Genomic DNA, 21,244 nt, shown 5'->3' with positions numbered 1-21,244 from the left:
GCATACCGCTGTTGTATGTGGCCCATTCGGCCGTGCCCCCGGGAGCCGCCTCAGGCCCGACTATCGCGAACACGGACTTGTGAAACAGGCGCTAGTCTAGAGGTCGAGCCGCAGGCCGCTGGTGAAGCGACGGTGCTCGCCCGTCACCGGATCGGTGAACTCGAGCACCTTCGCCAGCAACTGCAACGGGTCGGTGAAGTCGTCCAAGGGCTTCTCGCGCAGGACGGGGTAGAAGTCGTCGTGGCGGATGGGCACGCCGAGCGACGCCATGTGCAGGCGGAGCTGGTGCGTGCGGCCGGTGCGGGGCAGGAGCCGGTACCGGCCCCAGCCGTCGCGGTGCTCGACCAGCTCGACCCGCGTCTCGGCGTTCGGCGGACCGGGCACCTCCTGCGCGGTGATGACGCCCTTGACCTTCACGATCCGGCTGCTGACGGTCCTCGGCAGCGTCAACGCCGGGTCGTGCGGCGCGATGGCCTCGTACTCCTTGCGCACCGCGCGGTCGGCGAACAGGGTCTGGTACTTGCCGCGCAAGGTCGGTTCGACCACGAACATGACCAGCCCGGCGGTCACGCGGTCCAGCCGGTGCGCCGGGCTCAGGTGCGGCAGCCCGAGGTCGCGGCGCAGCCGCACGAGCGCGGTCTCGACCACGTGCTTGCCGCGCGGGATGGTGGCCAGGAAGTGCGGCTTGTCGACCACGAGGATGGCGTCGTCGCGGTGCACGACCCGGACCTCGAACGGCACCGCCACCTCGTCGGGCAGGTCGCGGTGGAACCACACCGCGCCGCCGGGCGTGAACGCGGCGTCCGGCGCGATGGGCCCGGCGAGGTCGTAGACGCGGCCTTCGGCGAGCATCAGGTCGATCCGCTCCGGCGCGACCCGGGGCAACCGCTCGACCAGGTGATCGCGAACGGTCGCCCACGGCCCCTCGTCGGGGAACCGCAGGCGTGCCGGGTCGAGGCCGTGGCGCTGGTCGAGCGGCGGCCGGAGCTTGCGCCTCATCGTCACGCAGCGTACGCCGGGGCCTTCTCGTCCGAGGCCACCGGAGTGGCGAACCCCTTGACGACCAGCAGCACGCCCAGCGCGATCTCGAACAGGCCGCCCGGCACGGAGAGCGCCACGCCGACGCCGTAGCCGAGGACTTCGAGCACCGCGCCCAGCAGGAAGACGGCGTAGCCGACCACGCCCCACGCCGCGATGGCGCGGGGGACCAGGCGGGCGCGGAGCAGGACCCGGCAGAACAGCACGCCCACCGCGCCCACGGCCATCATCGCGACCTGGTAGCTGTAGTGGTTGCCCGCCGCGCCCACCCCGGCCGACGCCGGCAGCAGCACGAACACGACGCCGACGGCCAGCAGCGCCGCCTCGACCGCCCGGCCGACCAGGTACGCGTGCGCGGTGAGCTCGCTGTGCGGGCGCAGCACCGGGAACGCCAGCACGCCGATGCCGACCACGACGGCGGAGTTCGCCAGCATGAGCAGGGCCCCGGCGCCCACCTGCGCGCTCGAACCCGAGCCGACCAGGGCGGTGCCCCCGCCGTACGCGACGAACGCCACGAGGAACAGCGTCCCCACGGTCCGGCCGATGGCTCTCGATGACATGGGGTTCCCCTTCGACGGCGGGCTCAGCCTTACTTAGTAAGGCGGACGGTACCGTACTAAGTACGGAGCTGTCACCGCCGGAGGTCGGGTTGTCGAAGCAAGGCGCACCACTGAGCCGGGAACGCGTCCTGCGCGCCGCCGTCGCCATCGCCGACGCGGGCGGGATCGCGGGGTTGACCATGCGGTCCCTCGCCGACGCGCTCGGGGTCAAGCCGATGTCGCTGTACCACCACGTGGCGAACAAGGACGAGATCCTCGACGGCATCGTGGACGTGGTCTTCGGCCGGATGGAGCTGCCGACGCCCGGCGGCGACTGGCGGCACGAGATGGTCAAGCGGGCGAACTCCGCGCGCGACGTGCTCCGGCGGCACCCGTGGGCGATCGGCCTGCTGGAGTCGAGGAAGGCGCCCGGCCCGGCGACGCTGCGGCACCACGACGCGACCATCGGCACCCTGCGCCGCGCCGGCTTCCCGGTCGCGACGACCGCCCACGCCTACGCCCTGCTGGACAGCTACGTGTACGGGTTCGCGGTCCAGGAGGCCGCGCTCCCGTTCAGCGGCCCCGACTCCGCCACCGAGGTGACCGAGGACATCCTGGCGCACCTCGCGCGGGAGGACTACCCGTACCTCGTGGAGATGGCCACCGAGCACGTCCTGCGACCGGGCCACGACTTCGCCGACGAGTTCGCGTTCGGGCTCGACGTGATCCTCGACGCCATGGCGGCCTGGCTGCCCGGGGGGATCAGTCCAGGCTCGTGAACTCGACCTGGTACCCCAGCGCGCCGAACATGCCGGTCAGCATCTTGCGGGTGTTGTCGTCGGCCCGCTGCACCAACCCGGACTCCCGCGCCGCGTCGGAGATCTTCTGCTCGGCCGCCACGTAGAACGGCTGCTGGTCCTGCGTCTCCACGAGCGAGGCCAGCCGGTCGAACAGCCCGCGCTCCTGCGCGAACACGTAGCACCGCTGCTGGTCCAGGTTCGGCTTGTCCAGCACCGCCTTCGGCAACGCCAGCTGGACCTTGCGCGCCTCGCCGGACGCGGTCGTCGGCGGCACCCGCAGCGCGTCCTCGGCCAACCCGCCGAAGTCGACGTAGGCGTTCACCGTGCCGGCCGCCACGAACAGCGTCCGCTGCCCGGCCAACGCCGACGGCACGTACCGGACGTCGCGCTCGAGGTCGAGCACGACCTGGAACTCGCCCGCCGAGGCGTGGTACTGGCTCAAGTCCCGCAACGACTGCAGCAACGCGGGTTGGCTGCGGTCGATCGTGTCCGTGCCCGTCAGCAACCGGGGCACCACCAACACCGCCGCCACCAGGACCCCGACCGCCACCAGCGCCGCCGCCGCCACACCGATGCGCCATCTCATGGCGGCGGGATACCCCGGCGCGCTACCAGGGAATCCGCCTCCCGTCGCGGAAGAACCCGCCGGTCGGCCCGTCGTCGGGCAACGTCGCCGCCCACACCACGCTCGCCGCGCCCTGCTCGACCGGTCGCCCGCCGGCGCCGCCCATGTCTGTCGCGACCCACCCCGGGCACACCGCGTTGACCTTCATCGCCGGCAGTTCGGCCGCCAACATCAAGGTCAACGCGTTCAACGCCGCCTTCGACGTGCCGTAGGCCGGCGTGCCGCCGCCCATCGACGCCAACGACGCGGCCTCGCTCGACACGTTCACCACCCGCGCCCGCCGGGCCGCCCGCAGCAGTGGCAGCAGGGCCAGGACGGTCCGCCACGGCCCGTAGAAGTTGGTCTCCATGGCCTCCCGGACGACCCCCAGATCGGCCGACGACGCGCGCTGCCAGGTGTCGTAGTGGATGGCCGCGTTGTTCACCAGCACGTCCAGCCGCCCGTGCCGCGTGGTCAGGTGCGCGGCCAGTTCGGCCGCCGACGCGTCGTCGGTCACGTCCAGCCGGCAGTGGTCGACGCCCAGCCGTTCGGCCGCCGACCTGGCCTTCCCCGCGTCACGCGCGGTCAGCACCACGACGTGGCCGAGCGCGGCCAGCCGACGGCACACCTCCAGCCCGATGCCCCGGTTCCCGCCCGTCACGACCGCCACCGGCGCGTCCGCCATATCCGTCCTCCCCGAGTCCTGCCGCCCGGACATTCTCCCTGGTTGACCGGCGGTCCGGCCGATGAGGTTCGATGGTGGGGAGGAGTCGCGCGAACGAGGGGAGACCGCCGTGTACGAGACGCTGAAGAAGATCCTCGTCGACACGTTGAAGGTCGAGCCGGAGCAGATCACCCCGGAGGCGACCAAGGACGACCTCGACCTGGACTCGCTCGCGTTCGTGGAGCTGTCGATGGTGCTCGGCAAGGAGCACGGGCTGCACATCAGCGACGACGAGCTGTTCGACATGGAGACCGTCGGCGACATCGTGGCGCTGATGGAGGAGCGCGCCGGTGACCGGTCTTGACATCGCGGTGACCGGGCTCGGCCTCGTCACGCCGGGCGGTGTCGGCGTGGAGGCGGGCTGGGCGGCGGTGCGCGCGGGCCGTTCGACCGCCGCGCACGACCCGGTGCTCGCCGGTCACGAGGTGACGATCTCGTGCCGCGTCCCCGACTTCGACGCCGACGCGCTGCTCGGCGCGCGGCGTGCCGTCCGGCTCGACCGGTTCACCAGGTTGGCGCTGGTTGCGGCACGGGAGGCGGTTGCCGGGGAAGACCTCGCCGGCTGGGACGCGGCGCGGGTCGGCGTGGTGATCGGCACGTCGGCGGGCGGCGTCGAGACCTTCGAGCGGCAGCACGGCGTGCTGCTCGCCGACGGGCCGACCGGGGTGTCGCCGCTGGTGCTGCCCATGCACCTGCCGAACATGGTCGCGGGTCAGCTCGCGATCGAGTTCGGCTTCCGCGGGCCGAACCTGGTGGTGTCGACGGCGTGCGCGTCCGGCGCCACCGCGATCGGCGTCGCGTGCGACCTGCTCGCCGCGCGGCGGTGCGACGTGGTGCTGGCCGGCGGCGTCGACGCGCTGCTCACCCCGGTGACCATGGCGGGTTTCGCCCGGATGGGCGCGCTGTCGCGGCGGGACGACCCGGCGACGGCGTCGCGGCCGTTCGACGTGGACCGGGACGGGTTCGTGGCGGGCGAGGGCGCGGCGGTGCTCGTGCTGCGGCGCGCGGAGGACGCGCGGGCCGACCGGCGGCGGGTCCGGGCGCGGGTCGTCGGGTACGGCGCGACCGCCGACGCGCACCACATCACCAACCCGGACCCCGAGGGGCGGGGCGTGATCGCGGCGACGAAGGCGGCGCTGGCGGACGCGGGCGCGTCGGCTCCGGACGTCGACCACGTCAACGCGCACGGCACGTCGACGCAGCTCAACGACCTGGTGGAGGGGCGCGTGCTGGCGGAGCTGCTGCCGTCCGGGCCACTGGTGACGTCGACCAAGGGCGTGACCGGGCACATGCTCGGCGCGGCCGGCGCGGCGGAGGCGGTGTTCACCGTGCTCGCGGTCGAGCAGGGCCTCGTGCCGCCGACCGCGAACCTCGCGACCCTCGACCCCCGGCTGGACCTCGACGTGGCGACCTCCGCGGTGCCGAGGGAGATCGACCTGGCGTTGAGCAACTCGTTCGGGTTCGGCGGGCAGAACGCGGTGCTCGCCATCGCGAAGGCGTGAGCGGGGGAGGACGATGACCTACCGCGGTGCGGTGCTCCTCGGGGTCGGCGCGAGCCTGCCGGCACGGGTCGTCACCAACGACGACCTGGCCGCCCGCCTGGACACCTCGGACGAGTGGATCAGGTCGCGCACCGGCATCGGCGCGCGGAGGTGGGTGGAGCCGGGCACGTCGACGTCGGACCTGGCCGTCGACGCGGGCGCGCGGGCCCTGCGCTCCGCCGGGACGTCCACTGTGGACGCGGTGATCGTCGCGACGACCACGCCGGACCGGTCGTGCCCGGCGATCGCGCCGGACGTCGCGGCCCGGCTGGGCCTGATCGGCGTGCCCGCGCACGACGTGGCCGCCGTGTGCACCGGCTTCCTGTACGGCCTGGCGAACGCGGTCGGCCTCATCGCGAGCGGCGCGGCGCGGACCGTGCTGCTGATCGCCGCCGAGACGTTCTCCACCATCCTCGACCCGGACGACCGCGGCACGGCGGTGATCTTCGGTGACGGCGCGGGCGCGGTCGTCGTGGGCGAGGGGGAGGGCATGATCGGCCCGTGCGTGCTCGGCAGCGACGGCACCGGGGCCGACCTCATCCAGGTGCCGGCGGGTGAGCGGCACTTCCGGATGAGCGGCAAGGAGGTGTTCCGGCAGGCGGTCGAGCGGATGTCGGACGTCGCGCTGGAGGCGTTGGCCCGCACCGGCCTCGGCCCGGAGGACGTCGACCACCTCGCGCCGCACCAGGCGAACCGGCGCATCTGCGACGCCGTCGCCCGCCGACTCGGGCTCGACGAGGCGAAGGTGCTGGCGGACCTCGAGGCGGTCGGCAACACGGCCGCCGCGTCGATCCCCGTGCTGCTGGCCGACGCCGCCGCGGCCGGTCGGCTCAAGGCAGGCGACCGGGTGCTCACCGTGGCCTTCGGCGGCGGCCTGACGTGGGGCGCGGCCACGCTGGTGTGGCCGGACGTGACCGCGGACTTCGGCGTGCTGGGGGAGGGCTGACCGGTGACCGGCTACCTCGCGTCGCCCGTGGAAGTGCTGGAGCGGTCCGGGACGACCGTCGTCGCCCGCATGGCGGTCGCGCCGGACGACCCGCTGTTCGCGGGCCACTTCCCGGGCTTCCCGATCTTCCCCGGCGTGGCGGTCGTGGAGTTCGCGCACCGCGCGGCGACCGCGACGGGCGCGGTGCGGCTCGCCGCGGTCGAGTCGACCCGGTTCGTGCGGCCCACGTTCCCCGGCACGACCTTGACCGTGCGCCTGACCTGGGACGACGACGGGCGGCGGTGTGCGGCGGTGGTAACCGACGACGAAGGTGTGGTCGCCCGGATCAAGCTGCGGTACGAGCCGTGACGACCTCCTCCGAGATCCTCCGCCTCCTGCCGCACCGGTACCCGCTGCTGCTGGTGGACCGGGTGGTGGACGTGGCGCCGGGCGAGTCGTTGACCGCGCTCAAGGCGGTCAGCGCCAACGAGCCCTGGCACGCCGGTGACGGTGACTTCCCGTCGACGTTGCTGCTGGAGTCGTGGTGCCAGGCGGCCGTGCTGCTGTCGTCGTGGGGCGAGCCGGACACCGGTCGGGTGGTCCTGTTCGGCGCGCTCGCGGACGTGGAGTTCCACCGGCCGGTCGTGCCGGGCTGCGTGGTGCGGCACTCGGTGCGGATCCTGCACGTCCGCGGCGACACGGTGGCGTTCACCGGGGAGGCGGAGGCCGACGGGCACGTCGTGATGACGGTCGGCCGGGTCGTGACGACCACGCGTGCCGCCGCCGACCTGCGGCCTGGGAACCTGTGACCATGGGTGCGATGCGATTCGTGCACGGCGGGTTCGGGCCGGACGCGGTGGCGTACGAGCAGGCGTACGCCGAGCAGCGGCGGCTGCACGCGGCGCGCGTCGCGGACGAGATCACCGACGTCTGCGTGCTCCAGGAGCACCTGCCCGTCTACACGGCGGGCAAGCGCACCAAGGCCACCGCGTTCCCGCCCGACGGCGTCCCGGTGCTGACCGTGGACCGCGGCGGCGAGATCACCTGGCACGGTCCCGGTCAGCTCGTCGGCTACCCGGTGGTGAAGCTGCCGGTGCCGCTGGACTCCGTCGGCCACGTCCGCCGGATCGAGGACGCGCTGATCGGCACGTGCGCCGAGTTCGGGGTGGTGACGGCGCGGCTGGCCGGGCGCAGCGGCGTGTGGGTGCTCGGCGACCGGCCGCCCGCGCCGGACGTGCCGCCGTCGGCTGCCCGCGCGCACGGGCAGCACCGCAAGATCGCCGCGATCGGCGTGCGCATCGAGCGGTGCACCAGCCTGCACGGGTTCGGCCTCAACTGCGACCCCGACCTGACCCCGTTCGACCGGATCGTGCCGTGCGGCATCGAGGACGCCGGCGTGACCTCGTTGTCCGCCGAACTCGGCCGCCGGGTCACGCCCGCCGACGTGGTGCCGGTGGTCGAACGCCACCTGACGAGGGTGTTCGCGACCGATCGCCGGTGACCCGGGCCGTCGTCCGCCCGGGTGGGGCCCGACACCGGTCAGGACGTCCAGCCCGGCAGGAAGCGGGCCGCCGTGCGGGCGATGCCGGCGGCGTCCAGGTCGTGCATGCGCAGGATGTCGGCCCGCGAGCCGTGTGGCAGGAAGTCGTGGGGCAGGCCGAGGATCCTGATCCGGCGGCTCAGGCCCGCCTCCCGCAGCGCGCCGGCGACGGCCTCGCCGACCCCGCCGCCGCGCACGCCGTCCTCCACGCACACCACCACCCGGTGCTCGGCGGCCAACGCCACCACCGCCGGGTCGACCGGCGTCACCCAGCGCGGGTCGCACACCGTCACGCCGACGCCCTCGCCGGCGAGCGCCACGGCGGCGGCCACCCCGTCGGACGCGAGCCCGCCGACGGTCACGAGCAGCACGTCCCGCCGGGACGACCGGTGCAGCACGTCCACCCGGCCGAGCCGGTCCACCGCGGGGACGTCCGCGCCGACCGCGCCCGCGGGGAAGCGGACCGCGGTCGGCCCGTCGTCGGCGACCGCCTCGTCCAGCAGCTGGCGCAGCCGGGCGCCGTCGCGGGGCGCGGCCACCCGCATCCCGGGCACGACGCGCAGCAGCGCCAGGTCCCAGGCGCCGTGGTCGCTCGGACCGTCCTCGCCGGTCACCCCGGCCCGGCCGAGCACGAACGTCACCGGCAGGCGGTGCAGCGCGACGTCCATCAGCACCTGGTCCGCCGCCCGGGTCAGGAACGTCGAGCACACCGCCACCAACGGCCGCAGCCCGCCCATCGCCAGGCCCGCCGCGCACGTGACGGCGTGCTGCTCGGCGATCCCGGTGTCGAGCACCCGGTCGGGGAACGCCTCGGCGAACGCGGTCAGCCCGGTCGCGTGCGGCATGGCCGCGGTCAGGCACACCAGGTCGGGGTGGCGGTCGGCGAGCACCAGCAGGTGCCGCCCGAACACCGACGTCCAGCCCGGACCCCCGGCGGCCGACGGCGCGGGCACGGCGTGCAGGCGGTCCACCGGATCGTCCTCCGCCGGCGGGTGGCCCCTGCCCTTCTCGGTCACGCAGTGCACGACGACCGGGCGCCGCAACGCTTTCGCGGCCGCCAACGCCTCCTCCACCCGGACGACGTCGTGCCCGTCGACCGGGCCGAGGTAGCGCACGCCGAAGGCGGCGAACACGTCGCCGCCCGCGCCCGCGCGCAGGGCGGCGAGGTGCCTGCCCACCGCGCCCACCGTCGGCGCGCGGGAGCGGCCGTTGTCGTTGAGCACCACCACGACCGGGTGGTCGACGTCGCCGAGGTTGTGCAACGCCTCCCACGCCAGGCCGCCGGTGAGCGCGCCGTCGCCGACGACCGCCACCACGTGCCGGTCGTGCTCGCCGCGCAGCCGCGCCGCCCGCGCCAGACCGTCCGCATAGGACAGTGCGGTGGACGCGTGGGAGTTCTCCACCAGGTCGTGCGGCGACTCCTCCCGGCTGGGGTACCCGGACAGGCCGCCCTCGCGGCGCAGGTCGACGAACGCGTCCGCCCGGCCGGTGAGCATCTTGTGCACGTAGGACTGGTGCCCGCCGTCGAACACGATCCGGTCGTGCGGCGACCGGAACACCCGGTGCAGCGCCAACGTCAGCTCGACCACCCCGAGGTTCGACCCGAGGTGACCACCCGTGCGGCCCACCGCCTCGACCAGGCGTGCCCTGAGCTCGCGCGCCAGCTCGTCGAGCGCGTCGCGCGGCAGGCCGGGCAGGTCGGCCGGACCGGTGCACCGGCGCGCCGGCGCGCGGACGGCACTGGGCAGGGTGTCGGTCATCAGGCCACTCCATGCGGTGCGAAAGCCCTTGCGGCAACGTGGGGTGAGGCGAACGTGCCGCACCCGGCCGGCCGGGACAAAGCGGGCCGCCGCGTTTCACGCGAACGAGATCGCGGGCGCCACACGGACGTGTGCGTGCCGTGCCGGGAATCCGGGGCACGACCCGCGAGGGCGGTGAATGCCGGGGCTGGGAGACGGGGGAGCCGGGGCGGGGAGCCGGGAGCCGGGGCTGGAGGGCTGGGGCTGGGAGCCGGCAGCTGGGAGCCGGCAGCTGGGAGCCGGGGCAGGAGCCGGGAGCCGAGGGCTGGGCGCGGTGAGGGCCGGGCTGGGCGTGGTGGGCGGTGGGGGATCTGCCCGGTGGGGACCTGCCCGGTGGGCGGCGGGTCCGGGGGTCCCGGGGAGCGGTGGGGGCCGGGCGTGCGCGGTGGGGCCAAGGCTGGGGCGGGGGCGTGCCCCGTGAGTTCCGTCCCGGTGAGTTCCGTGCCCGAAACGCCGGGCCGGTGGGCGTCACGCCCGCCGAGCGGCACGGGGTCGAGGTGATCGGGCGAGTAGCGTCGGTCGGGTGAGGCCGCTGGTGCTGCTGGACGTCGACGGGCCGCTGCACCCCTTTGCCGCTCGCACCCGCCGGACGGGTATGTGGAGCACCGGTGGCGGCTGTCGCGGTGGGGGCGGGCGGTGCAGCGGGCTTGGTTGAACCCGTCGCACGGGCCGGCGTTGCTGGAGTTGGCCCGGCGGACCGGCGCGGAGCTGGCCTGGGCCACGACGTGGGAGCACCGGGCCAACACGACGGTCGGCCCGGCGCTCGGCCTGCCACCGCTGCCGGTGGTCGGGGTGCGCGCCTACGAGGGCAAGGCGGACTGGAAGTTCGGCGCGGTCGGCCGGTTCGCCAGGGACCGGCCGCTGGTCTGGCTGGACGACGACTTCGACCTGTTCCCGACCGCGCGCCGGGCGTTCCTGGACCGCCGCCGCGACCCGACCGCCCTGATCGCGGTCGACCCGGCCACCGGCATCACGGCCGATCACCTGGCGGCCGCGGCGGCGGCCCTGGACTCCTAGTGCCGCGTCCCGACGGTCACGCCCGCTAGCGCAGGGTGCGGTCGAAGAAGGACACCACGTGCCGGCGCACGGTCGGCACCGCGACGGCCGGGTCGAGCGTGCCGACCATCGCGGTGCGCCCGGCGTCGTCCATCAGGCCCGCGTCGTGCAGTTGCGGCGTCAAGGCGGCGAAGTCGGTCAACGTCCAGTGGTTCGCGTCGGCGATCACGTGCTGCCGGACGCCGCCGTGCGCGAGCATCGCCGACCACGCGCGCCGGTAGCGGTCGTTCTGGAAGCCCTCCGTGCCGAGCAGCAGCAACGGCCGGTCCACCCCGTGCCGGGCGACGGGGAGCAGCTCGCCGGCCTGGCCGGGCTGCTCCGGGTGGTAGTCCAGGAAGCCCTCCATGTTGATCGCCGCGTCGATCCGGCGGCGCCGGTCCTCGTGCATCGCCTCGGCCGCGATCGTGCCGCCGAGGCCCTGGCCGTACATGCCGACCCGGCGCAGGTCCAGCGCACGGCCGAGGTTCGCCGGGAGCGCACGGCCGTCGGCGTCCGGGTTCCCGCCCGACGCCAGGAGCTCCAGCCGGTCGAGCACGAGCCGCACGTCCGCGAGCCGGGTGGCGATGATGGCGCGGTACAGCCCCGGGTTCACGCTGGGGTTGTCGGTCAGGGCGACGTGCCGCGTCCCGTTCGGCAGGTCGACCGCGAAGGTCTCGCCGGGGTGGTCGATCGTCACCACGACGTAGCCGCGGCTCGCCAGCTCCTCTGCGGTGGTGACGCCGAACGCGCGCGTCTCGACCAGCCCGGGGTCGTAGAGCACGACCGGTCGGCGGCCGGGGAGCACGGGCGCGTCCACGTGCGAGTGGGTGGCGATGGCGGCCCAGTCCACGCCGCTGGCCGGCAGGTGTGGGAGCCCCCACGGCGTGTACGACGGGAGCGCCGCCGCGGCGCCGGGAGTCAGCTGCGGGGCCACCGGGCGGTCCCGCACGTCGAGCGCCGGGTAGTGCACCGAGGTCATCACGTCGCGCGACCGGCCGTCGGCGGACCACGGGTCCGGCCGGTCGACGTCGACCAGGTGCAGCGCGGTGACGCCGACGCGGTGCGGTCCGGTCGGCGCGGGCAGGGTCAAGGTCGGGCCCGGGTCCGCCTCGGCGACGCCGGTCAGCGTCGAGGCGAGGACGGCCAAGGCCGCTATGGACACGCTCGTCTTGTGGAACACGTTTCCCCCTGTTTCATTCGGCTGACAATGCCGCGTACATGCGGCCCAGGTAGTCCCACAGGCCGTCGCCGAGGTCGTCCACCGACTGACCCGGCAGCACGTCCCGCAGCACGCCGCGCCCGTTCTCGCGGAAGAACGCGCCCATCGAGCTCAGGATCTCCCGGTCGCCGGCGGCGAAGGTCTCGCCGACGTCGACCAGGCGCCGGGCGGTCCGGCGGACCTCCGGGTCGTCCACCGGGTCGCCCGCGCGGTAGTGCGCGACCACCTTCGCGAGCACCTCGGGCCACTCCTCGTCGAGCCTCTTGCGGGCGTCCGGACCGATCTCGAAGGCGTGCCGGTCCAGGAAGTCGCGCTGTTCCTGGGTGAGGCGGCCGTCGAAGATCGTGGTGCTGCCCAGCAAGGCGAGCAGCCGGTCCGGGTCCGGCCGGGTCGGCCCGCTCAGCTGGGCGAGCAGCCCCCTCGTCTGGCGGCGCAGCGCGTTGAGCCGCCAGACCTGCTCGTCCAGCTGTTCCAGGTGGCCGGCGAGCACCCGGACCAGCGGCCCGGGGTCGGACGCGCCGGCCAGCACACCGCCGATCTCCTCCAGCGACATGCCGAGCTGCCGCAGCAGCCGGATCTGGTAGAGCCGGTGCAGGTCGCCCTCGGTGTAGCGCCGGTGGCCGGCGGGCGTGCGCTCGCTGGGCCGCAGCAGGCCCAGCTCGTCGTAGTGGTGCAGCGTCCGCACCGTCATCCCGGCCACCTTGGCCAGCGCGCCGACGCTCCACCGCGGCTGGTCGAGGCCCCCCTCAACGCCCATGGCACGACCCTAGAACCTCACGTCGCGTCAGGTTCAAGTCTGTTTCCCGGACGGGGCGGGACGTCATACTATGGCGTGAATTTCTACCAACTGGTAGAAATCTGTGGGAGCGCTTCCATCCACGCCCGACGCCGACGTCAGGAGCCCGTGATGAGCAGAACGTCCGTGCAGCTGTACTCCGTCCGCGACGCGTTCGCGGCCGATCCCGGCGACACCCTGCGGCGACTGGCCGCGATCGGCTTCACCCACGTCGAGCCCTACGGCGTCCTGGAGAACGTCGACGTGCTGCGCACCGCGCTGCCCGAGCACGGCCTCACCGCGCCGACCGCGCACGCCCAGCTCCTCGGCGCCGACCAGCACGCCGTCTTCGCCGCCGCGGCCGAGTGCGGCATCGAGGTCGTGATCGACCCGTACGTGGACGCGGAGCTGTGGCAGGACCCCGCGGACATCGCCGCCACCGCGTCCGCGCTCAACGCCGCCGCCCGGGTCGCCGCCGGTCACGGCGTCCGCGTCGGCTACCACAACCACTGGTGGGAGCTGGCGTCCCGGATCGACGGCCGCAGCGCGTTCGAGGTGCTGGCCGACCGGCTCGACCCCGAGGTGGTGCTGGAGGTCGACACCTACTGGGCGACGGTCGGCGGCGAGGACGCGCCCGCGCTGCTGCGCCGCCTCGGCGGCCGGGTGCACGCGATCCACGTCAAGGACGGCGGCCTGGCGCGGGACGCGTCGGGCCAGGTCCCGGCCGGTCAGGGGCGCGTGCCGGTGGCGGACGTGCTGGCCGCGGCGCCGCAGGCGTTGCGCGTGGTCGAGTTCGACGCCTACGACGGCGACGTGTTCGCCGGTATCGCCGAGAGCCACGCGTTCCTCGCCGAGGTCGCGGCGTGAGCGCCCCGGTCGGCGTCGGGGTCGTCGGCACGGGCGTCATCAGCGAGGAGTACCTGCGCAACCTGACCGCGTTCCCGGACGTGCGGGTGCTGACCGTGGCCGACCTCGACCCGGAACGGGCGGCGGCCCAGGCGCGGCGGCACGGCGTGCCGCGATCGTCCACTGTGGACGAGCTGCTGGCCGACCCGGACGTCTCGATCGTGGTCAACCTGACCGTGCCGGCCGCGCACGTCGCGGTCAGCCTGGCCGCGGTCGAGGCCGGGAAGCACGTGTGGGTGGAGAAACCGCTCGGGCTCGACCTGCGCAGCGCGCGCGACCTGCTCGACCGGGCCGCGCAACGGGGTCTGCGGGTCGCCTGCGCGCCCGACACCCTGCTCGGCGCCGGGTGGCAGACCGCGCGGCGGGCCGTCGACGGCGGTCGGATCGGCGAGCCGCGCACGGCGCTCGCCCTGTTCCAGACGCCGGGTCCGGAGAGCTGGCACCCCGCGCCGGAGTTCCTGTTCCAGGCGGGCGGCGGGCCGTTGCTCGACATGGGCCCGTACTACCTGACCGGGCTGGTGCACCTGCTCGGCCCGATCCGCCGGGTCACCGCCGCGGGCGGCCGGGCGCGCGACACGCGGGTGATCGGGTCCGGGCCGCGGGCGGGCACCGAGTTCGAGGTGACCGTGCCGACCACGGTGACCGCGCTGGTCGAGTTCGAGCGCGGCGGGACGGCGCAGGCGGTGTTCAGCTTCGACTCGGCGTTGTCGCGCACGGGTTTCGTGGAAGTCGCCGGCACGCTGGGCACGGCCGTGCTGCCCGACCCGAACGGCTTCGCCGGCCCGACCGAGCTGCACCTGTTCGACGGTGTGCAAACGCTTGCGCCGCAAGGGCACTCCGCGTCACGGGGCACCGGCGTGCTGGAGCTGGCGCGCGCGATCCGGGCCGGCGAGCCGGAACGCGCGTCCGGCGAGCTCGCCTACCACGTGCTGGACGCGATGCTGGCCATGGAGGAGTCCATCGCGCTCGGGCGCGCGGTGGACGTCGGCAGCACGGTCGAGCCGCCGCCCGCGCTGCCGGTCGACTGGGACCCGAACGCGCCGACCCTCAGTCGAGCGGAACGGTGAGGAGGGCGCCCAGGTAGAACCGCAGCGAGCCGACCAGGTCGACCTCGTCCGGCGTGGTCAGCCACTGGACCTGCAAGCCGTCCATCAACGCGATGAACGCCAGCGCCGCCGCCGCCGGGTCGACGCCCGGGCGCAGCTCGCCCCGGTCCGCGAGGGCCTGGAACGAGCCGACCACGCCCTCGCGCGCCGCCCGGTAGTGGCGGACGAAGTAGTCGTGCGCCGGGTGGTCCGCGGCGACGGCCTCGGCGGCCAGGCGCGAGTAGAGGTCGACGATGCCGGGGTGGCGCACGTTGTGCTCGGCCAGGGCGAGGAAGTGGCGCAGGACGTCGACGCCGGGAGTGGCCTGCAACCGCTCCCGCTCGGCGTCCTCCGCGTCACGGCGTTCCAGCACGGCGGCGAGCAGCGCTTCCTTGGTGGGGAAGTAGTACAGCAGCCCGGCGTGCGTGATCCCGGCGCGCTTGGCGATCTCGCGCAGCGACGACCCGTGGTAACCGGCCTCCCCGTACACCGCGACCGCCGCGGTGATGATGTCCTCGCGGCGGATCCGGCCCTTCAGGTAACCGCCGGTCACCGGCTCGCCGTCGTCTCGCGCACGCGGACATCATGCCGCACGGCCCCGCCCGCGGCGCGTCGCCGGGTGATCGGATCAGACCGCGGTGATCAGGTTCCCGGTACCCGGCTCACGGTCGCGGGGTCCACGTCCGCAGCCGTCCGGCCGCCAGTTCGGCGAACCGGCCGGTGCGCGGGTTGTGCGCGATCGGCGTGAAGCCCTCGACCACGCCCGTCCGCGCGCCGGCCGCGGGGTCCCAGACCTCCAGTCCCGCCGGCGTGCCGACGTAGAGCAGGCCGCCGTGCCCCCACATCCGGCCGACCGGGCCGGCGAACGCCGTCACCCGCCGCGCGTCCACGACGTCGTGCACCTCGACCCCCTCCACCGCCGGCCGGTCGTACCGGTCGATCGGCTGCAGCACCGCGGTGCGCTCGTCCAGCCACGCCATCGGCACGTCCCAGGCCCGGCGGACGGCCAGCTGCCTGCCGTGCTCGGTGGCGTGCACGTCGCCGCCCAGCCACGCCGCCAGGTCGTGCACGACCGTGACCGCGTCCGGGCTCCACACCCAGCCGTCGTCCAGCAGCCACGCCCCGACGGGTCGACCAGCAGCGCGCCGTGGAAGTAGTCCAGGTAGTGCTCGGGTCTCAGGTCGTCGCCCGACCACGTCGTCACCCGCTCGGTGAGCAGCCGGCCGGAGGCGAGGTCGAACGCGTCGAGCCGGTTCCAGTCGGTCGCGGCGACGACGACCGCGTCGCGGTCCGAGCCGACGAACGCCAGCGGGAAGGGCGTGTCGCGGTAGCGGTAGTCGCCGCGGTCCAGGGTCAGCACCGGCGTGCCGGTGACGAGGTCGAGCACCACGCCGTACCGGCCGAAGTCGGTCACCACGGCCGCGTGCCGCCCGTCCGGCGAGGCGTGCACCGCCGGGCGCGGCGGGTCGGCGGGCCGGGGATCCGAGGGCTCGGCGGGCAGCGGCACCGGCGCGACGAACGACGTCCCGGTCGGGTCGACCCGCACCAGGCCGGTCTCGGCGAGCACGAGCCAACCGCCGGGCACCGCCGCCGCGCACCACGCGTTCACCGGCTCGACCGGGCAGTCCGCCGTCGTCCACGTGCCGCCGGGATCGCCGTCGCGGTGGCGCACCTCCGGCCGTCCGATCCAGTCGACCAGGTCGCTGTAGTCCTCCACCCGCTCGGCGCACCCGACGCACAGCACGATCAACGACGGGTCGTCCCGCTTCGCGCACGCCTCGCACAGCCGGTCGTACGCCACGCCGACCCCGGTGAACCGCCCGTAGTGGTCAGGGGGTCGTTCGGCGACGAGGTGCGCGCAGCCCCTGGTCCCGGAGGCGTGCGCGGCATGCCCGCACGGCAGCACGTCCACCCGGCCCATTGTGGACCACCGGTGCGACCACTCGTCGGCGTTGACGGACCGTGCACATGGACGCGGGGGCCTTCGGCCATTCGGGCATGACTTTTGTCTAAAACCAGCAAAAGTATTGCCACCTTCGGTTGGTTCTGAACAGAATTGCGCTCGCGTTCCAGCTGTGAGCTGGACCACAGAGTCACCGTCCGCGAAGCCCAGCGTCGTGCGAACGAGGAGACAGCGGTGCGAAGCACGCTCGGAACCCGCCCCCGAACCACCCGCAGATCAGCCACCGCCCTCGCCCTCACCGCCGCCCTGGGCGCGATGACCCTGGTCGCGACACCCGCGACGGCGCACCCCGACGGCGAACACCTCCTCGTCTTCTCCAAGACGGCGGGCTTCCGGCACGACTCGATCCCCGACGGCATCGCCGCGATCACCGAGCTCGGCTCGGCGAACGGCTTCACCGTCGAGGCGACCGAGGACGCCGCCGCGTTCACCGACGACAACCTCGCCAGGTTCGACGCCGTGGTCTGGCTGTCCACCACCGGCGACGTGCTCGACGAGCCGCAGCAGCAGGCGTTCCAGCGGTTCGTGGAGAACGGCGGCGGCTACGCGGGCGTGCACGCCGCCGCCGACACCGAGTACTCCTGGCCCTGGTACGGCGCGCTGGTCGGCTCGTACTTCAAGTCGCACCCGCCGATCCAGGAGGCCGACGTCGCGGTCGAGGACCACGACCACCCGTCGACCGCGCACCTGCCGGACACCTGGACCCGCACCGACGAGTGGTACAGCTACCAGTCCAACCCCCGGTCCCGGGTGAAGGTGCTGGCCGCGTTGGACGAGGCCAGCTACACGCCGACCGACCCGTCCGGCGACCACCCGATCTCCTGGTGCCACACACCCGGTCAAGGCCGCTCCTGGTACACGGGCTTGGGCCACACCAAGGAGTCCTACGCCGCCCCGGCGTTCCGCCGACACCTGCTGGGCGGCCTGCGGTACGCGCTCGGCGTCGCGCCCGCCGACTGCGAGCCCGAGGACGCGCCGCCGACCGACCGGGACTTCGACCAGGTCACGCTCGCGCTCGGCGAGGAGAAGACCGGCGAGCCGATCGCGCTGGCCGTGCTGCCGGACCGCGAGGTCGTGCACACCTCCCGCGACGGTCGCGTCTGGCTCACCAGCCCGGAAGCCACGACCACGCTCGCCGGCCGCGTCCCCGTCTACAACCACGACGAGGACGGGCTGCAAGGCGTCGCGGCCGACCCCGACTTCGCGAACAACCGCTGGCTCTACCTGTACTACGCGCCACCGCTGGACACCCCGGCCGGTGACGCGCCGGAGAACGGGACCGCCGCGGACTTCGAGCGGTTCAAGGGCCACAACCAGCTGTCCCGCTTCAAGCTGACCACCGACGGCGTGCTGGACCTGGCCAGCGAGCAGCGCATCCTGCAGGTGCCCGCCGACCGCGGCCTGTGCTGCCACGCGGGCGGCGAGATCGACTTCGACGCGCAGGGCAACCTGTACCTGTCCACCGGCGACGACACCAACCCGTTCGCCTCCGACGGCTACACGCCGATCGACGAGCGCGCCGACCGCAACCCCGCGTTCGACGCGCAGCGTTCGTCGGCCAACACCAACGACCTGCGCGGCAAGGTGCTGCGGATCAAGGTCCAGGACGACGGCATGTACACCGTCCCGGAGGGCAACCTCTTCGCGCCGGGCACGGACAAGACCCGGTCCGAGATCTACGCGATGGGCTTCCGCAACCCGTTCCGGTTCGCCGTGGACAAGGCCACCGGCTGGATCCACCTCGGCGACTACGGCCCGGACGCGGGCGCGGCGAACCCGGCCCGCGGCCCCGGCGGCAGCGTCGAGTTCAACCTGGTCAAGGCGCCCGGCAACTACGGCTGGCCCTACTGCGTCGGCGACAACGTCCCGTACGTCGACCACGACTTCGCCACCGGCACGTCCGGCGGCGCGTTCGACTGCGCCGCGCCGAAGAACACCAGCCCGCGCAACACCGGCCTGGTCGACCTGCCGCCCGCGCAGCGCGCGTGGATCGGCTACGACGGCGGTTCCGTGCCCGAGTTCGGCAACGGCGGCGAGTCGCCGATGGGCGGCCCCACCTACCACTTCGACCCGGAGCTGGACAGCCCGACCAAGTTCCCGGAGTTCTTCGACGGCAAGACCTTCGCCTACGAGTGGGACCGCGGCTGGATCAAGACGATCGAGGTCGGCGCGACCGGCGAACGCGGCGCGATCAGCCCGTTCTTCGACTCGATGACGCTGACCCGGCCGATGAACCTGGAGTTCGGCCCGGACGGCTCGCTGTACGTGCTGGACTACGGCAGCGGCTACTTCGGCGGCGCGGAGGACTCGGCGGTCTACCGCATCGACTACGCCAGGGGCCGCCACACGCCGGTCGCGAAGCTGAGCGCCGACCGGACCTCCGGCCCGGCGCCGCTGACCGTGCGGTTCGACCCCGGCGGCACGGCCGACGAGGACGACGACCCGCTGACCTACGCGTGGGACTTCGACGGCGACGGCACCACCGACGACACCACGGCCGGACCGGTCACCCACACCTACACCGCGGTCGGCCAGTTCACCGCCAAGCTGTCCGTCACCGACCCGACCGGCCTGGTCGGCTCGGCCAGCGCCGTGGTCAACGTCGGCAACACCGCGCCCGTGGTGGTGCTGACCGCGCCCGCCGACGGCCGGGTGTTCAGCTTCGGCGACGAGGTGCCGTTCTCCGTCACGGTCACCGATCCCGAGGACGGGCAGGTCGACTGCGCGAAGGTGACCGTGGAGTACATCCTCGGCCACGACAGCCACGGCCACCCGCTCACCCGCGCGACCGGCTGCGAGGGCGTGCTCCCGACACCGTCCGACGGCGGGCACGGCCTGGACGCCAACATCTTCGGCGTCATCAACGCCTCCTACACCGACAACGGCGCGCCCGGCGCGCCCGCGTTGACCGGCGAGGCCGAGGCGATCCTGCAACCGAGGGCCAAGCAGGCCGAGTACTTCACCGCCATGCAGGGCGTGCAGGTGGTGGAGACCGGCACGGCCGAGGGCGACAAGCGCGTCGGCTACGTCGACGACGGCGACTGGATCGCGTTCGACCCGGTGAACCTGGGCGGCGTCGAGGCGATCGGCTACCGCGTGTCCTCCGGCGGCAGCGGCGGCACGATCGAGGTGCGCGTCGACTCGCCGACCGGCCCGCTCGTGCAGCGGCAGCCCGTGCCGTCGACCGGCGGCTGGGACAACTACGTCGAGCTCGCGCCCTCGGCGATCACCGACCCCGGCGGCTCGCACCGGTTGTTCCTGGTGTTCAAGGGTTCCGGCAGCCTGTTCGACGTGGACGCGATCCGGTTCACCGCCGGCGCCGCGCCGCCGTCGTGGGAACCGGTCCGGCGCACGCCCGCCGAGTCGTACTCCGCGCAGCGGGGCACCTCGGTGATCCAGGCCGAGGAGGCGCAGGACGGCCGGCAGGTCGGCAACGTCCACGACCGCGACTGGATCGCGTTCGACGGCGTGTCGCTGGCCGGCGTCACGGGCATCGGCTACCGGGTCTCCTCGGCCACGGCGGGCGGCACGATCGAGGCGCGTGTCGACTCGCCGACGGGTCCGCTGGTGTCGAGCACGCGGGTCGGGAGCACGGGCGACTGGCGCGTGTACGCCGAGCTGCCACCCGCGGCGATCACCGATCCCGGCGGCACCCACCGGCTGTACTTCGTGTTCCGCGGCGGTCGTGGCGCGTTGCTGGACCTGGACACGATCACGTTCCGCGGGCCGGGGACGGTCACGGCGGTCGACGTGCCGGCGGAGGCGTTGAGCGGGCAGCAGGGCGTCGCGGTGTACGACCGCGAGACCGCGCAGGGCGGCAAGCGGGTCGGCGAGATCAACGACGGCGACTGGGTGTCGTACGACGACGTCGACCTGTCGAAGGTCGCGGGCCTCGGCTACCGGGTGTCCTCCGGCGGTGTCGGCGGCACGCTGGAGGCGCGCGCCGACTCGCCGACCGGGCCGCTGGTGCACGCGCCGGTGACCGTGCCGGTGACGGGCAGCTGGGACTTCTACCTCGACCTCGCGCCGCAGGAGGTCCTGCTGACCGGCGTGCGCGACCTGTACCTGGTGTTCAAGGGCGGTCCGGGCGCGCTGTTCGACGTCGACACCATCCGGCACCTGCGCTACCAGCGGGCCGGCGCGTGCACGCCCACCAAGCCGGAAGCCGGTTACCGCAGCCTCTACGACGGCACGGGCGTGACCGGGTGGCGGCAGGCCGGTCCCGGGCGGTTCGTGGAGGAGGACTGCGCGCTGCGCACCGAAGGCGGGCTCGGGCTGCTGTGGTTCGAGGAGGAGTTCTCGGCCTACAGCCTCAAGTTCGACTGGAAGGTCGCGGGCGACGACAACTCCGGCGTGTTCGTCGGCTTCCCCGACCCCGGCACGGACCCGTGGGTGGCGGTGAACCACGGCTACGAGGTGCAGATCGACGCGACCGACGCGCCGGACCGCACCACGGGCGCGATCTACTCGTTCCAGTCGGCCGACCTCGCCGCCCGGGACGCCGCGCTGAAGCCGCCGGGGGAGTGGAACGCCTACGAGATCGTCGTGCGGGGGCAGCGCATCCGCGTCTTCCTCAACGGGGTGCTGGTGAACGACTTCACCAGCACGGACCCGGCACGTGACCTGACCACCGGGCACATCGGCCTGCAGAACCACGGCGACGGCGACGACGTGTGGTTCCGCGACGTCCGCGTCAAGGAACTGCCCCGATGACCGGAGCCCGGAGCCCGCAACCACCGAACCCCGCCGAC

Annotated in this window: 21 protein-coding genes; 11 read left to right on the top strand and 10 right to left on the bottom strand. The window is 73.9% G+C overall.

Annotation, left to right across the window (positions count from 1 at the left end; all coding sequences use genetic code 11):
* Window positions 1–96: 96 nt before the first annotated feature.
* Both AB0I91_RS20135 and AB0I91_RS20130 read right to left on the bottom strand, forming a co-directional pair.
* Complete coding sequence (locus AB0I91_RS20135) at window positions 97–999, bottom strand: RluA family pseudouridine synthase (protein ID WP_498776914.1); 903 nt, start codon at window positions 997–999, stop codon at window positions 97–99.
* A 2-nt stretch (window positions 1,000–1,001) separates the two neighbouring features.
* Entirely contained in the window at window positions 1,002–1,598 is a 597-nt protein-coding gene (locus AB0I91_RS20130; protein WP_498776916.1) for a DUF4386 domain-containing protein, read from the bottom strand.
* A gap of 89 nt (window positions 1,599–1,687) precedes the next feature.
* Between AB0I91_RS20130 and AB0I91_RS20125 the strand changes: the two genes are divergently transcribed.
* Complete coding sequence (locus AB0I91_RS20125) at window positions 1,688–2,356, top strand: TetR/AcrR family transcriptional regulator (RefSeq protein WP_498776918.1); 669 nt, start codon at window positions 1,688–1,690, stop codon at window positions 2,354–2,356.
* Here the strand turns inward: AB0I91_RS20125 and AB0I91_RS20120 are convergent.
* On the bottom strand, window positions 2,340–2,963 hold the full coding sequence (locus AB0I91_RS20120) for a DUF4230 domain-containing protein (RefSeq protein WP_498776919.1): 624 nt from the start codon (window positions 2,961–2,963) through the stop codon (window positions 2,340–2,342). The two genes, AB0I91_RS20125 and AB0I91_RS20120, sit on opposite strands and share 17 nt — an antisense overlap.
* 22 nt (window positions 2,964–2,985) lie before the next feature.
* Window positions 2,986–3,666, bottom strand: coding sequence for an SDR family NAD(P)-dependent oxidoreductase (locus tag AB0I91_RS20115; RefSeq protein ID WP_499612150.1), 681 nt, complete (start codon window positions 3,664–3,666; stop codon window positions 2,986–2,988).
* Between the two features lie 61 nt (window positions 3,667–3,727).
* Between AB0I91_RS20115 and AB0I91_RS20110 the strand changes: the two genes are divergently transcribed.
* The 6 genes from AB0I91_RS20110 to lipB are packed head-to-tail and all read left to right on the top strand — an operon-like array spanning window position 3,728 to window position 7,672.
* Entirely contained in the window at window positions 3,728–4,009 is a 282-nt protein-coding gene (locus tag AB0I91_RS20110) for an acyl carrier protein (protein WP_498776923.1), read from the top strand.
* Entirely contained in the window at window positions 3,996–5,207 is a 1,212-nt protein-coding gene (locus tag AB0I91_RS20105; protein WP_499612152.1) for a beta-ketoacyl-[acyl-carrier-protein] synthase family protein, read from the top strand. Before AB0I91_RS20110 ends, AB0I91_RS20105 begins: the two co-directional genes overlap by 14 nt.
* Window positions 5,208–5,220: 13 nt before the next feature.
* Window positions 5,221–6,192, top strand: a complete 972-nt coding sequence (locus tag AB0I91_RS20100) for a beta-ketoacyl-ACP synthase III (protein WP_498776926.1) — start codon at window positions 5,221–5,223, stop codon at window positions 6,190–6,192.
* 3 nt (window positions 6,193–6,195) lie between these two features.
* A complete protein-coding gene (locus AB0I91_RS20095) occupies window positions 6,196–6,540 on the top strand; it encodes a 3-hydroxyacyl-ACP dehydratase FabZ family protein (protein WP_498776928.1) in 345 nt (114 codons plus the stop codon).
* Window positions 6,537–6,980, top strand: a complete 444-nt coding sequence (locus AB0I91_RS20090; RefSeq protein WP_499612158.1) for a 3-hydroxyacyl-ACP dehydratase FabZ family protein — start codon at window positions 6,537–6,539, stop codon at window positions 6,978–6,980. Before AB0I91_RS20095 ends, AB0I91_RS20090 begins: the two co-directional genes overlap by 4 nt.
* Before the next feature lie 11 nt (window positions 6,981–6,991).
* Window positions 6,992–7,672: a lipoyl(octanoyl) transferase LipB gene (gene lipB / locus AB0I91_RS20085; RefSeq protein WP_499638129.1), complete on the top strand. Its 681-nt coding sequence runs from the start codon at window positions 6,992–6,994 to the stop codon at window positions 7,670–7,672.
* A gap of 38 nt (window positions 7,673–7,710) precedes the next feature.
* On the opposite strand, the gene AB0I91_RS20080 is transcribed toward lipB, so the two are convergent.
* Window positions 7,711–9,471, bottom strand: a complete 1,761-nt coding sequence (locus tag AB0I91_RS20080) for a 1-deoxy-D-xylulose-5-phosphate synthase (RefSeq protein WP_499638126.1) — start codon at window positions 9,469–9,471, stop codon at window positions 7,711–7,713.
* A gap of 636 nt (window positions 9,472–10,107) precedes the next feature.
* Between AB0I91_RS20080 and AB0I91_RS20075 the strand changes: the two genes are divergently transcribed.
* Entirely contained in the window at window positions 10,108–10,527 is a 420-nt protein-coding gene (locus AB0I91_RS20075; protein ID WP_499638123.1) for an HAD domain-containing protein, read from the top strand.
* Between the two features lie 25 nt (window positions 10,528–10,552).
* On the opposite strand, the gene AB0I91_RS20070 is transcribed toward AB0I91_RS20075, so the two are convergent.
* Both AB0I91_RS20070 and AB0I91_RS20065 read right to left on the bottom strand, forming a co-directional pair.
* The gene (locus tag AB0I91_RS20070; protein WP_499638120.1) at window positions 10,553–11,725 is read right to left on the bottom strand and encodes an alpha/beta hydrolase; all 1,173 of its coding nucleotides are present in this window, start codon (window positions 11,723–11,725) and stop codon (window positions 10,553–10,555) included.
* A 13-nt stretch (window positions 11,726–11,738) separates the two neighbouring features.
* Complete coding sequence (locus tag AB0I91_RS20065; protein ID WP_499638117.1) at window positions 11,739–12,521, bottom strand: MerR family transcriptional regulator; 783 nt, start codon at window positions 12,519–12,521, stop codon at window positions 11,739–11,741.
* 150 nt (window positions 12,522–12,671) lie between these two features.
* On the opposite strand from AB0I91_RS20065, the gene AB0I91_RS20060 reads away from it, so the two are divergent.
* A complete protein-coding gene (locus AB0I91_RS20060) occupies window positions 12,672–13,406 on the top strand; it encodes a sugar phosphate isomerase/epimerase family protein (protein ID WP_499638114.1) in 735 nt (244 codons plus the stop codon).
* The gene (locus tag AB0I91_RS20055) at window positions 13,403–14,512 is read left to right on the top strand and encodes a Gfo/Idh/MocA family protein (RefSeq protein WP_499612169.1); all 1,110 of its coding nucleotides are present in this window, start codon (window positions 13,403–13,405) and stop codon (window positions 14,510–14,512) included. Before AB0I91_RS20060 ends, AB0I91_RS20055 begins: the two co-directional genes overlap by 4 nt.
* Here AB0I91_RS20055 and AB0I91_RS20050 read toward each other — a convergent pair.
* The 3 genes from AB0I91_RS20050 to AB0I91_RS20040 form a co-directional block, all read right to left on the bottom strand.
* Window positions 14,493–15,083: a TetR/AcrR family transcriptional regulator gene (locus AB0I91_RS20050; RefSeq protein WP_498776948.1), complete on the bottom strand. Its 591-nt coding sequence runs from the start codon at window positions 15,081–15,083 to the stop codon at window positions 14,493–14,495. The two genes, AB0I91_RS20055 and AB0I91_RS20050, sit on opposite strands and share 20 nt — an antisense overlap.
* A 109-nt stretch (window positions 15,084–15,192) precedes the next feature.
* Window positions 15,193–15,432 (bottom strand): hypothetical protein, encoded by a 240-nt coding sequence (locus AB0I91_RS20045; protein ID WP_499638111.1) that lies wholly within the window; start codon window positions 15,430–15,432, stop codon window positions 15,193–15,195.
* Window positions 15,402–16,442, bottom strand: coding sequence for a YncE family protein (locus AB0I91_RS20040; RefSeq protein WP_499638109.1), 1,041 nt, complete (start codon window positions 16,440–16,442; stop codon window positions 15,402–15,404). Before AB0I91_RS20040 ends, AB0I91_RS20045 begins: the two co-directional genes overlap by 31 nt.
* 306 nt (window positions 16,443–16,748) lie before the next feature.
* Here AB0I91_RS20040 and AB0I91_RS20035 point away from each other — a divergent pair, with 306 nt between their 5' ends.
* Window positions 16,749–21,206 (top strand): carbohydrate-binding protein, encoded by a 4,458-nt coding sequence (locus AB0I91_RS20035; RefSeq protein WP_499638142.1) that lies wholly within the window; start codon window positions 16,749–16,751, stop codon window positions 21,204–21,206.
* Window positions 21,207–21,244 lie beyond the last annotated feature (38 nt).

Origin of the sequence: Actinosynnema sp. NPDC049800 (genome assembly GCF_040656635.1) — a bacterium.
Lineage (GTDB): Bacteria > Actinomycetota > Actinomycetes > Mycobacteriales > Pseudonocardiaceae > Actinosynnema.
Note: the sequence above shows the minus strand (reverse complement) of the source record. Positions and strands in the feature narration are given on the sequence as shown.